The 12,507-nt window shown below is 70.7% G+C and carries 8 protein-coding genes and 1 pseudogene; 4 read left to right on the top strand and 5 right to left on the bottom strand.

The window, feature by feature from the left end:
- The first annotated feature begins 14 nt into the window (after positions 1-14).
- Both ASF45_RS00900 and ASF45_RS00895 read left to right on the top strand, forming a co-directional pair.
- On the top strand, positions 15-689 hold the full coding sequence (locus ASF45_RS00900; protein WP_056655466.1) for a response regulator transcription factor: 675 nt from the start codon (positions 15-17) through the stop codon (positions 687-689).
- Complete coding sequence (locus tag ASF45_RS00895; RefSeq protein WP_056655463.1) at positions 686-2,131, top strand: sensor histidine kinase; 1,446 nt, start codon at positions 686-688, stop codon at positions 2,129-2,131. The genes ASF45_RS00900 and ASF45_RS00895 overlap by 4 nt, the downstream gene beginning before the upstream one ends.
- Positions 2,132-2,135: 4 nt before the next feature.
- Here the strand turns inward: ASF45_RS00895 and ASF45_RS00890 are convergent, their stop codons facing one another.
- The 3 genes and pseudogenes from ASF45_RS00890 to ASF45_RS00880 form a co-directional block, all read right to left on the bottom strand.
- Positions 2,136-2,825: an SPOR domain-containing protein gene (locus ASF45_RS00890; RefSeq protein ID WP_369802091.1), complete on the bottom strand. Its 690-nt coding sequence runs from the start codon at positions 2,823-2,825 to the stop codon at positions 2,136-2,138.
- A gap of 2 nt (positions 2,826-2,827) precedes the next feature.
- Positions 2,828-3,589, bottom strand: a complete 762-nt coding sequence (locus tag ASF45_RS00885; protein ID WP_056655459.1) for a biotin--[acetyl-CoA-carboxylase] ligase — start codon at positions 3,587-3,589, stop codon at positions 2,828-2,830.
- 77 nt (positions 3,590-3,666) lie between these two features.
- Positions 3,667-4,137: pseudogene (locus tag ASF45_RS00880) on the bottom strand (SET domain-containing protein); the annotation flags it as partial.
- A 199-nt stretch (positions 4,138-4,336) separates the two neighbouring features.
- Here ASF45_RS00880 and ASF45_RS00875 point away from each other — a divergent pair.
- On the top strand, positions 4,337-7,282 hold the full coding sequence (locus ASF45_RS00875) for a DNA topoisomerase III (RefSeq protein WP_056655454.1): 2,946 nt from the start codon (positions 4,337-4,339) through the stop codon (positions 7,280-7,282).
- A 69-nt stretch (positions 7,283-7,351) separates the two neighbouring features.
- Positions 7,352-8,332 carry a tripartite tricarboxylate transporter substrate binding protein gene (locus ASF45_RS00870; protein ID WP_082550733.1) on the top strand — a complete coding sequence of 327 codons (981 nt, stop codon included), beginning with the start codon at positions 7,352-7,354 and terminating at the stop codon, positions 8,330-8,332.
- A 6-nt stretch (positions 8,333-8,338) separates the two neighbouring features.
- On the opposite strand, the gene ASF45_RS00865 is transcribed toward ASF45_RS00870, so the two are convergent.
- Complete coding sequence (locus ASF45_RS00865; protein WP_156472765.1) at positions 8,339-11,434, bottom strand: response regulator; 3,096 nt, start codon at positions 11,432-11,434, stop codon at positions 8,339-8,341.
- Positions 11,431-12,507 carry an ATP-binding protein gene (locus tag ASF45_RS00860; protein ID WP_056655448.1) on the bottom strand — a complete coding sequence of 359 codons (1,077 nt, stop codon included), beginning with the start codon at positions 12,505-12,507 and terminating at the stop codon, positions 11,431-11,433. The genes ASF45_RS00865 and ASF45_RS00860 overlap by 4 nt, the downstream gene beginning before the upstream one ends.

Here is a 12,507-nt window from a genome sequence, read left to right as displayed (position 1 = left end):
AACCGGAGAACCGCATGCGCATTCTGATCGCCGAGGATGACCAGGTGCTGGCCGACGGCCTGCTGCGCGCGCTGCGCAGCTCCGGCGCGGCCGTGGACCATGTGGCCAGCGGCAGCGAGGCCGATGCCGCACTGCGCACCAGCAGCCAGTTCGACCTGCTGATCCTGGACCTGGGCCTGCCGCGCATGCACGGCCTGGAGGTGCTGCGCGCGCTGCGCGGCCGCGGCTCGGCGCTGCCGGTGCTCATCCTGACGGCAGCCGACAGCGTGGAGGAACGCGTCAAGGGCCTGGACTACGGCGCCGACGACTACATGGCCAAGCCCTTCTCGCTGCAGGAACTCGAAGCCCGCGTGCGCGCACTCACGCGGCGCGGCAGCGGCGCCACCAGCAGCTCGATCCGCCATGGCCCGTTGGAGTACGACCAGGCTGGCCGCGTGGCCACCATCGACGGCCGCATGGTCGAACTCTCGGCGCGCGAACTGGGCCTGCTGGAGGTGCTGCTGCAGCGTGCCGGCCGCCTGGTCAGCAAGGACCAGCTGGTCGAGCGCCTGTGCGAGTGGGGCGAGGAGGTCTCGACCAACGCCATCGAGGTCTACATCCACCGTTTGCGCAAGAAGATCGAGAAGGGCCCGATCCGCATCGCCACCGTGCGTGGCCTCGGCTACTGCCTCGAGAAAATCAACGCGTGAAGATCTTCCAGCGCGAACAGCGTTCGCTGTTCGGCGAGATCCTGGACTGGATGCTGACGCCGCTGCTGCTGCTGTGGCCGGTCAGCCTGGTGCTGACCTGGCTCGTGGCCCAGGGCATCGCCGGCAACCCGTTCGACCGCGCGCTGGAGCACAACGCGCGTGCACTGGCCCAGCAGGTGGCGCTGCCCAAGAGCGGGCGGCTGCAGTTCAGCCTGCCGCCACCGGCGCACGAGTTGCTGCGCGCCGACGAGTCCGACCAGGTCTTCTACCAGGTGCTGGGGCCGCGCGGCGAACTGCTGGCCGGCGAGCGCGAGCTGGCCCTGCCGCGCGACGCCGAACGCCCCCAGCCCGGCGAGGTGCGGCTGCGCGACGACGAACTGCGCGGCCTGGGCCTGCGCGTGGCCTACACCTGGGTGGCGCTGGACGGCAGCGGGCAGACTGCCCTCGTGCAGGTGGCCGAAACGCGCGAGAAGCGCTCGGTGCTGGCCGCCGAAATCATCAAGGGCGTGATGCTGCCGCAGTTCGTGATCCTGCCGCTCGCGGTGCTGCTGGTCTGGCTGGCGCTGGTGCGTGGCATCAAGCCGCTCTCCGAACTCGAGGAGCGCATCCGCGCCCGCAAGCCCGACGACCTCTCGCCATTGGACGACCGCACCGTGCCGCTGGAGGTGGCGCCGCTGGTGTCCTCGGTCAACGACCTGCTGCGGCGGCTGAAGGACTCCATCGCCACGCAGAAGCGATTCCTGGCCGATGCCGCGCACCAGCTCAAGACGCCACTGGCGGGACTGCGCATGCAGGCCGACCTGGCGCAGCGCGACGGCGCCAACGCCGACGAACTCAAGCAGTCGCTGCTGCAGATCCGCCGCTCCAGCATCCGCGCCACGCACACCGTGAACCAGCTGCTGGCGCTGGCGCGCGCCGAGAACGCCGGCGCGCCCATCGCGCGCCAGCCCTGCGACCTCGCGCGGCTGGTCATGGACGTGGTGCAGGAGGCCCTGCCGCGCGCCATGGACAAGTCGCTGGACCTGGGCTACGACGGCGCCCTGCCCGGCGCGGCGGGTGTGCAGCTCGAAGGCAATGCCACGCTGCTCAAGGAGCTGGTGCGCAACCTGGTCGACAACGCCATCGCCTACACGCCCTCGCGCCCGGACCGGCCCGGCGTGGTGACGGCCCACGTGCTGGCGGCCGATGGCAACGGCCCGCTGCGCCTGCAGGTGGAGGACTCGGGCCCCGGCATTCCGGCGGCCGAACGCGAGCTCGTGTTCCAGCCCTTCTACCGTGCCCTCGGCACGGATGCCGATGGCTCCGGGCTGGGCTTGTCCATCGTGCGCGAGATCGCTGGCCAGCATGGCGCGGCGGTGGCCTTGCGCGACGCCCATCCAGGCCAGCAGCCGCCGGGCACCTGCGTGGAAGTGCGCTTCGGTCCGGAGCCCGCGCGCAGCTGAGCGTTCAGCAGGGCGCCAGCGGGCGGCCGGCCAGCAGGCCCTGCACCTGCTCGCGCAGGGCCGCGTCGGCGGCAGGCAGCCGCAGCCGCGCCGAACTCGGCTCGCGGTGCTCGGTCACCACGCGGGCTGTGCGCACGCCGCGCCGTGTCAGCTGCGCCAGGTGTTCGTTGGCCGACTCCTGCGTCGAGAACACGCCCAGCGACAGGCCGGGTGCGAGCGCGGCCTGCGTGACCGGCGCCGTGTCCACGCGCAGGGCGCGCAACTCGGCGCGCTTCTTCTCCAGCGCGTCGGCGTCGGTGTAGCGGCCCATGTAGACGATCCAGCGGTCGGGCGGTGCGATCGGCTCCAGCGTCCAGTCCGTCGCCGGCACGCCGCCGGCGGTCAGTGCGCGGCGCACGTTCTCGGCCTGGGCGTTGTCCAGCGGGCCGGCCTGCAGGCAGGCCGCGGCAGGGGCGGACGCCTCGGGCTGCGAAGCCGGTGCCGCGGAGGGCTGGGGCGGCACAGGGGCCGTCGGGGCCGGTTCCGACGCCGCTGGCGCCACCCGCAGCGCCTCGGGCCGGATCTGCTGCTCTAGCCGCTGCGGCTCGCGCGCCGATTCCGGCGCCAGCCCCACCGGCGCCAGCAGGCCCTGCGACCACGCAAAGTAGGCGCAGTTGGCGAACAGCAGGGCCAGTGCCGTGGTCCGCAGCAGCATGCTCAGCTTTTCACCGGCCGCACGCTGACTTCGGAGCTGCTGATGCGTTGCAGCCCCTGCGCCGTCTGCACGCGCAGCGCGCCATCCGGGTCGACGCCGTCGCCCATGCCTTCGGTGCCGTCGGACAGGCGCAGCGGCCGGCCCTTGAGCAGATCACGCGCCTCGAAGGCGGCACGGAACGGCGCGAAGCCCTCGGCCTCGAATCGCTGGATGGCCTGCACCAGCGGCAGCGCGATGGCGCGCAGGGCCTGGCCGGCGTCCCAGCCGGGTTGCAGTTCGGCCAGCGCCGCAGGCGGCGTCGACAGGCCATCGCCGTCGCGCGGCGCGATGTTGACGCCGATGCCGACGATGGCATGGCGTTCGCTACCGGCCGCCACGGTCTCGATCAGGATGCCGGCCAGCTTGCGGTCCTCGAACCAGACATCGTTGGGCCACTTGAGCTGCAGCGCCGGATGCAAGGCGCCGACCACGGCCACGCCCACGGCCAGCGACAGGCCCGACCAGTCCTGGGGCGCCAGTGGCAGCGCCAGCGACATGGCCAGCGAACTGCCCACCTCGCCCTGCCAGGGCCGGCCCATGCGGCCGCGGCCGGCGGTCTGGCGCTCGGCCACGAGCAGGGTCGGCTCGGGCCGCCCGGCGCGGATGCGGCGCATCAGTTCGCTGCTGGTCGAGTCGATCTCGGGCAGCACCTCGACCGTGAAGCCCGGCAGCACCGGCGCCACCGCTTCCCAGATGTCCTCGGCAGGCCAGCGCAGCATGCTCATGGGAGGACCTTCGCGCTGCGCGCTGCGGTGCTGAGCACCTTGGGGCGGCCCGGCGGTGCTCATGCGCGCTTGCGCGGCTTGGGCGACAGCAGCGTGCCGCGGCAGCTCTTGGCACCGCACCAGCAGGGGTACTCGGCCTTGAGCTTCTTGGTGTAGGGCTCGTCGATGATGAGCCCGTAGTCGTAGTTCAGCTCCTCGCCGGCATGGATGTCGCGCAGCGCCTTGATGAAGATGCGGCCGTCCACTTCGTCGGCGATGCAGTTGGGCTCGCAGGCGTGGTTGATCCAGCGCGAGGAGTTGCCGCCGTAGGTGGCGTCGATCACGTGGTCTTCGTCGACGTGGAAGTAGAAGGTGTGGTTGGGGTCGCTCGGATCGTGCGGGTGGCGGTCCTGCGCCTCCTGCCAGCTGATGATCTCGCCCACGTACTCGATGACGGTCTCGCCCTCGGCGATGTCCTGCACGGCGAACACCCCTTTGCCATGGACGCCCGAACGGCGGGCCTGGATGCGGCGTGCGGGAGCAGGGGGGCGCTGGGTTTTGGAAGCCACGGCGAAACTCTGTTAATTTAGAAAAAGCACCTGCGCGCATGCGCGCGAGGGCCGGATTGTAGGAGCCGCGTTTGGATGCCGGTCTCGTGTTGCAGGGCGCGGGCCCGCGGCGCACTGAATTACATTCGGCAAAATTTTGAAGGCGCTTGGCCGGCACGCCGTCGGTCAGCGCCATACCAGGACATCGCAGAGTTTCTATATGACCAAGACCTTGGTGATCGCCGAAAAGCCGTCGGTGGCGCAGGACATCGTGCGCGCACTCACCCCGGTGGCCGGCAAGTTCGACAAGCACGACGACCATTTCGAGAGCGATGGCTACGTCGTGACCAGCGCCGTAGGCCATTTGGTGGAAATCCAGGCGCCCGAGCAGTACGACGTCAAGCGCGGCAAGTGGAGCTTCGCGCACCTGCCCGTCATTCCGCCGCACTTCGACCTCAAGCCCGTGGACAAGACCAAGTCGCGTTTGAACGCGGTCGTCAAGCAGGCCAAGCGCAAGGACGTCACTGCGCTCGTGAACGCCTGTGACGCGGGCCGCGAGGGCGAGCTGATCTTCCGCCTGATCGAGCAGTACGCCGGCGGTGCCAAGCCGCTGGGCAAGCCGATCAAGCGCCTGTGGCTGCAGTCCATGACGCCGCAGGCCATCCGCGACGGCTTCGACCGCCTGCGCAGCGAGGCGCAGATGCAGGGCCTGGCCGACGCCGCGCGTTCGCGCTCCGAGGCCGACTGGCTGGTCGGCATCAATGGCACACGGGCCATGACGGCCTTCAACTCGCGCGACGGCGGCTTCTTCCTGACCACGGTCGGCCGCGTGCAGACGCCCACGCTGTCGGTGGTGGTCGAGCGCGAGGAGCAGATCCGCAAGTTCGTGAGCCGCGACTACTGGGAAATCCATGGCCTGTTCGACGCCCAGGCAGGCCAGTACCCCGGCAAGTACTTCGACCCGGCCTTCAAGAAGGCCAGCGCGCCGCTGCTGCCCAATGGCGAGCCCGACCCCGAGCAGCGGGCCGACCGCCTCTGGAACGCACGCGACGCCCAGGCCATCGCCGAGGCCGTGCGCGGCCAGCCCGCCACGGTGACGGAGGAGAGCAAGCCCACGACCCAGGCCAGCGGCCTGCTGTTCGACCTGACCTCGCTGCAGCGCGAGGCCAACAGCCGCTTCGGCTTCTCGGCCAAGACCACGCTGGCGCTGGCGCAGAGCCTGTACGAGCGCCACAAGGCCCTGACCTACCCGCGGACCGACTCGCGCGCGCTGCCCGAGGACTACCTGCCGGTGGTCAAGGACACCATGAAGATGCTGGCCACGAGCGGCATGAAGCACCTGGCGCCGTTCGCCAAGCAGGCCATCGACGGCGGCTACGTGAAGCCCAGCAAGCGCGTGTTCGACAACGCCAAGGTGTCGGACCACTTCGCCATCATCCCCACGCTGCAGGCACCCAGCGGCCTGTCGGACGCCGAGCAGAAGCTCTACGACTTCGTCGTGCGGCGCTTCCTGTCGGTGTTCTTCCCGAGCGCGGAGTTCCAGGTCACCACGCGCATCTCCACCGTCGAGACGCAGGGCAAAAAATACGCCTTCCGTTCCGACGGCAAGGTGCTGGTCAAGCCGGGCTGGATGGCCATCTACGGCAAGGAAGCCGAGGGCGAGGACGACGAGAAGGAAGGCGGCAAGCGCCTGGTGCCCGTGCAGCCGGGCGAGACCGTGCAGGTGGCCTCGGCCGAGGCCAAGGGTCTGCGCACCCGCCCCCCGGCACGCTACAGCGAAGCCACGCTGCTGGGCGCCATGGAAGGCGCGGGCAAGCTCATCGACGACGAGGAGCTGCGCGAGGCCATGCAGGAGAAGGGCCTGGGCACACCGGCCACGCGCGCGGCCATCATCGAAGGCCTGCTCAACGAGAAGTACATGCTGCGCGAGGGCCGCGAGCTGATCCCCACGGCCAAGGCCTTCCAGCTCATGACCTTGCTGCGCGGCCTGGGCGTGGAGGAACTGTCCAAGGCCGAGCTCACGGGCGAGTGGGAATACAAGCTGGCCCAGATGGAGAAGGGCGCGCTCTCACGCGACGCCTTCATGCGCGAGATCGCGCAGATGACCGAGCACATCGTCAAGAAGGCCAAGGAGTACGACCGCGACACCGTGCCGGGCGACTACGCGACGCTGGCTGCGCCCTGCCCGAATTGCGGCGGCGTGGTCAAGGAAAACTACCGCCGCTACACCTGCACCGGCCCCAAGGGCAGCGGCGACGGCGCCTGCGGCTTCTCGTTCACCAAGTCGCCGGCTGGCCGCACCTTCGAGATCGCCGAGGCCGAGGCCCTGGTGCGCGACAAGCACATCGGCCCGCTGGAGGGCTTCCGTTCCAAGGCCGGCTGGCCCTTCGTGGCCGAGATCCGCCTGGCCTTCAGCGAGGACGACAAGAACTGGAAGCTGGAGTTCGACTTTGGCGACGACGCCAAGGATCCGGCCGAGACCGGCGAGATCGTCGACTTCAGCGGCCAGGCCAAACTGGGGAACTGCCCCAAGTGCGGCGCTGGCGTGTTCGAGTTCGGCAGCAACTACATTTGCGCGCACTCCGTGCCCACGGCCGAGCAGCCCCAGCCGACCTGCGACTTCAAGACCGGCAAGGTCATCCTGCAGCAACCGGTGGACGAGGCCCAGGTGAAGAAGCTCCTGGCCGAAGGCAAGACCGACCTGCTCGACAAGTTCGTGAGCATGCGCACGCGGCGCAGCTTCAAGGCCTTCCTGGCCTGGAACAAGGACGAGGGCAAGGTGACCTTCGAGTTCGAGCCGCGCGACTCCAAGTTCCCGCCGCGCAAGGGTGGGGCGTTCGCCGCCAAGAAGGCGGCGCCGGCCAAGAAGGCCGCAGCCGCGAAGAAGGCGCCGGCGACCAAGACGGCCGCGGCCAAGACCCCGCGCAAGGCCGCCGCCGGCACGGGCCTCAAGCCCAGCGCGGCGCTGGCCGCCGTGATCGGCGACACCCCCGTGCTGCGCACCGAGGCCACCAAGAAGCTGTGGGACTACATCAAGGCCAAGGGCCTGCAGGACCCCAAGGACAAGCGCAGCATCAAAGCCGACCCCGCGTTGCAGGCGGTGTTCGGCAAGCCTAGCGCGACCATGTTCGAGATCGCCGGCATCCTCGGCAAGCACCTCGCCTGAGCCACCACCCAAGGCGCAGGAGCGGCGACGCTCCTGCGCTTTTTCTTTGAGATTCTGGAGACACACACCATGCGCGTTCCCTTTCTGCGCCGCAGCCTCTTGGCCGGCCTGGCCCTGTCCGTGCTCGCGCCGCTGGCCCACGCGGCCTGGCCCGACAAGCCGATCCGCCTGGTCGTGCCGTTCCCGCCGGGCCAGGCCTCCGACATCTTTGCGCGCGCGCTGGCCGAGCAGCTCGGCAAACGCCTGGGTCAGCCCATCGTGGTGGACAACAAGGCGGGCGCGGGCAGCAACATCGGCACGGAGATGGTGGCGCGCGCCACGCCCGACGGCTACACGCTGCTGATCGCGGGCAGCGCCATGGCCGTGAACCAGACGCTGTACAAGAAGCTCGGCTACGACCCAGCCAAGGACCTGGTCGGCATCTCGCTGATCGCCAAGGTTCCGCTGGTGTTCCTGGCCACGCCGGCCTCGGGCATCAAGACGCTGCGCCAGATGGTGGATCAGGCCAAGGCCGCGCCGGGCCGGCTCAACTACGCCAGCGCCGGCATCGGCGGCTCGCAGCACCTGTCGGGCGAAATGCTCAAGGCCCAGGCCGGCGTGTTCATCACCCACATCCCCTACCGCGGCAGCGGCCCGGCCCAGGCCGACTTCCTGGGCAACCAGGTGCCGCTGATGGTCGATTCGGTCACCGCCGCGCTGGCCAACATCCAGGCCGGCCGCGCCGTGCCGCTGGCCGTGACCTCGGCCACGCGCTCCAGCCAGCTGCCCGAGGTGCCGGCCGTGCGCGAGGCCGGTGTGGCCGGGCTCAAGGACTTCGAGGCCGTGGGTTGGCTGGGCCTGATGGCACCGCACGGCACGCCGGCCGATATCCTGGCGCGGCTGAACCAGGAGGTGGTGGATATCCTGCGCAGCGAGACGATGGTGAAGTTCATGCGCGACCGGGGCTCCGAGGCCGCGCCCAGCACGGGCCCGGAATTCGACCGCTTCATCGCCAGCGAGATCACCAAGTGGGGCGTGGCCGTGAAGGCCTCGGGCGCGACGGCCGACTGATCCGGCTCAGGCGGCCAGCGCGCCGTCCAGCAGCTCCAGCGCCTGGCTGAAATCGAAGTCGGCCGCGGCCCGGGCCATGGTGTCGAAGTCGGGGCCCAGCACCTGCTGCAGCAGGCCGCGGTGCTGCTCCAGCAGGTCCAGCGCCGCGGCGTCGTCGCTGGCCAGCAGCGCGCGCAGCTCGCCGCCGATGCGTTTGAACTGCTGCGTGTCGACCGGGGTCTCGGCCGCCGTCGGGCCGGCCGCCACGGCCGGGCGCAGCACCGTCGCCAGCACCTGCAGCAGGGCGCGCAGCGGCAGTTCTGCCGCCGCCAGCAGGCCGGCGATCTCGGTGCGCGGATGCTGTGCACGGATCGCGTGCTCGAGTTCGGCGGCTGCCGCCTGCAGCGTCTCGGCGCCGATGTTGCCCGCCACGCCCTTGAGCGTGTGCGCGAGCCGCTGCGCCAGCGCCATGTCGCCAGCGTCGATCGCGCTGCGGATCTGTGCCGGCACGTCCTGCTGGCCCTGTTCGAACTTGCGCAGCAGGTTCAGGTACAGGTCGGTCTTGCCCAGCGTGCGGCGCAGGCCGGCCGCCGTGTTCAGGCCCTCGATCTGCAGCGGTGCGGCCGGTGCGGGCGCCGGTGCCGGCTCTGCGCGCGGCGCCGCAGCGGCCCGGGCGGCGCGCCCGGCATCCGGCGCGATCCAGCGCAGCAGCGCGCGCGCGAGGTCGTCGGGTTCGATCGGCTTGCTCACGAAGTCGACCATGCCGGCGGCCGCGCAGCGGTCGCGGTCGACCTGCATGGCGTTGGCCGTCATGGCCACGATGGGTGGCGGTACGAAGTCCGCCAGGGCGCGGATCGCCAGCGTGGCCGTGATGCCGTCCATGACCGGCATCTGCATGTCCATGAGCACCAGGTCGTAGGGCCGGCGTTGCACCATGTCGAGCGCGGTGGCGCCGTTGTCGGCCACGTCGGCGCGGATGCCCATGTCCTCGAGCAGGCCCAGCGCCACCTCCTGGTTGAGGTCGTTGTCCTCCACCAGCAGCACATGGGCGCCGCGCAGGCTGTCGAGCTGCTGCGAGGCGGACGCTGCAACCGGCCGTGCGGCGTTGGTCGGCATCGGCTCGCTGCCGTCGGCCAGCACGCGCATGGTGCAGTCCAGCAGGCCCGAGGCGTTGACGGGCTTCATGAGCACGTCCGCGATGCCGCAGGACGCGGCCTTGGCCAACAGCTCCTCGCGGCCGTAGGCCGTGACCATGACCATGTGCAGCGTGCCGGGCAGCTGCAGCGCGCGGATGCGCCGGGCCGTCTCGAAGCCGTCCATCTCGGGCATCTGCCAGTCCAGGTAGGCCAGCTCGTAGGGCCGCCCGCCCTCCACGCCCTGGCGCAGCATGGCCAGGGCCTCGTTGCCGCTGGCTGCATCGTCGACCTCGAACATCATGGCTTCCAGCAGCGTGCGCAGCACGGTGCGGGCGCTGTCGTTGTCGTCGACCACCAGCACGCGCAGGCCGCGCAGCTTGGCCGACAGCGACAGCGCCCGCGGCTTGCTGCTGGACAGGCCCAGCCATGCCGTGAACCAGAAGGTGCTGCCCTGGCCGGGCTTGCTGGTCACGCCGACTTCGCCGCCCATCAGCACGGCCAGCTTCTTGCAGATCGCCAGCCCCAGGCCGGTGCCGCCGTACTTGCGCGTGGTCGAGGTGTCGGCCTGCTGGAACGACTGGAACAGGCGCTGCTGCTGGTCTTGCGTCAGGCCGATGCCGGTGTCGCGCACCGCCAGGTGCAGCAGCACCTGGCCCGCACTGTGCTGGCGCACGCGCACCACCACGTCGATGCTGCCCTTCTCGGTGAATTTGATGGCGTTGCTGGCGTAGTTCACAAGCACCTGGCCCAGCCGCAGCGGGTCGCCGATCAGCGAGGTGGGCACGTCGCGGCCCACGTCGAACACCAGCTCCAGCCCCTTGGCGGCGGCCTTGTCGGCCACCAGCGTGGCCACGTTGTCCAGCAGGTGGTCGAGTTCGAAGTCGACCGACTCGACGACCATCTTGTCGGCCTCGACCTTCGAGAAGTCCAGGATGTCGTTGATGATGGCCAGCAGGTGCTGGCCGGACTGCTGGATCTTGCTCACGTACTCGCGCTGGCGCGGCGCCAGGTCGGCCTTGAGCACCAGGTGCGACATGCCCAGGATGGCGTTCATGGGCGTGCGGATCTCGTGGCTCATGTTGGCCAGGAAGTCCGATTTCATCTGGGCCGCGCTCTCGGCTGCCTGCTTGGCGGCCTGCATGGCGGTCTCGGCCTGCTTGCGCTCGCTGCTGTCGCGCGCGAACAGCGTGCCATGCCAGACCTCGTCGATCGGGAACACCGTCATGCCGGCTTCCACCGGGATGCGGCTGCCGTCCTCGCGCAGCGCCGTCAGGTCCCAGAAGCGCGCGGCCGTCAGGCGCCGGGCGTCCGCGTCCAGCCCGCGCGCCAGGATGTCGGGCAGCGTGGGCTCGCCCTCCAACTGCACCAGGGCCTGCAGGCGCCGGCCCACGGCGCGCGCCGCGCTGTGGCCGAAGGTCTGTTCGGCCACGGCGTTCCACTCCTTGACCACGCCCTCCTGGTCGATCAGCACCACGGCCAGCGGTGCGCCGTCGATGACCGTGCGCGAGCGCAGTTCGCTGGCCGACAGCGCGCGCGTGCGGCGTTCGATCTCGCGCTCCAGGCTGGCGCGGTGGGCCTGCAGGTCGTCGATCAGCTGGGTGCGGCTGCGCCGCGCCACGATCGCGCGCAGCGCGCTCCAGTCGGGCTGGCCGATGCCTGGCAGGCGGGCCTCGAAGCGCCAGCCCGCGGGCGTGCGCACGGCACCCAGCAGACCGCCGATCTGCGGAGCCTCGTCCAGGAGGCGGGTCTGCAGCCACAGCGTGTCGCCCGCCAAGCCGATGTCGACCTGCTCCACGCGCAAGGCTGCCAGCCGGCGCAGCAGGCTGGACAGGCCGGGCAGCAGCAGGTCCACCGTGATGGCGGGCACGCGCAGCGCCTGCAGCACGAGGCGCAGCTTGGCGCGCACGGCATTCACGTCGGCCGTGCTGAATTGCAGGCTGCCCAATGGACCAGCGACGGGAGCCTCGGCGGGACTGTCAGGCTTCATGGCGGGCATCGCAGCACCATGCAGGTCGCATCGTCGTGGTCCTTGCCGTGGTCGCGCAGCACCTGCTGCGCGACGTGCTGCACGCCGTGGCGGCGCAGCGGCAGCAATTGCTCGACGGTGAGCCGCTCCTCGATGCCGTCCGTGGCCAGCAGCAATGTGTCCTGCGGCGTGATCTGGACGCGCGTGGGCCGCAGGCGCGGCATGTTGTTGCCGCCAACGATGCCGGGCTGCGCATCGATGCGCAGCCCGGGCACGCGCAGGCAGAACAGCCGCGTGTTGCCGACACCGGTCACCGTCGCCTGGTGGCTCTGCGCATCCACGAAGACCAGGGTCAGCGCCAGGCCGATGCTGCCGCGCACTTCGGCGTGCAGGCCCTCGGCCAGGCCGACCACGTCGGCGTGGGCATTGGCAGTCAGCCAGTGCTCGCAATGGCGCGCCAGCCGGGCGGCCTCGGCGCCGTGGCCCAGCACGTCCAGGATGCCGGCCACGGTGCCGTGCTGCACGGCCTGGAGCATGCAGCCATCACCGCTGACGACCTCGCCGTAGCAGGGGCGGCGGGCCTGGCCGTACTGCCAGCCCGGCGGCGTGCCGGCGGGTTGCAGGGGCGCGTCTGCGCTGCGCGGCGCGGCGTCGATGCGGTCGAATGCGCGCGCCGGGGCGTCCTGCAGCCAACGCAACGCGCGCACACGGGTGCCGGCACCGGGGTCCGAGCGGATGTCGAACTGGTCGGACATGCGCCGCACGCCGGGCAGGCCCAGGCCCAGCGTGCCGCGGCTGCTGTAGCTCTCGGTCAGCGCCAGCGCCAGGTCGGCGATGCCGGGGCCGCGGTCTTCCGCCTGCACCTCCACGTAGGCGCGCGGGCTGGCTTGCAGGCTCACGGTCACGCTGCCGCGGCCGGCGTACTTGACGATGTTCATGCCCAGTTCGGACACCACCGTGGCCGCCTCGGTGGCCAGCAGCGTGCGCGCGCCGGCCTGCTGCACCAGCGCGTAGGCCAGCATGGCCGCGTTGTAGACGTCGGCCTCGCCCCCGATGTGGATGCGCTGGCGCTGCACGCCCTGGTCCGCGTGCAT

The sequence above is a fragment of the Pseudorhodoferax sp. Leaf265 genome (genome assembly GCF_001422365.1).
In the GTDB taxonomy this organism is placed as follows: domain Bacteria; phylum Pseudomonadota; class Gammaproteobacteria; order Burkholderiales; family Burkholderiaceae_C; genus Pseudorhodoferax.
Note: the sequence above shows the minus strand (reverse complement) of the source record. Positions and strands in the feature narration are given on the sequence as shown.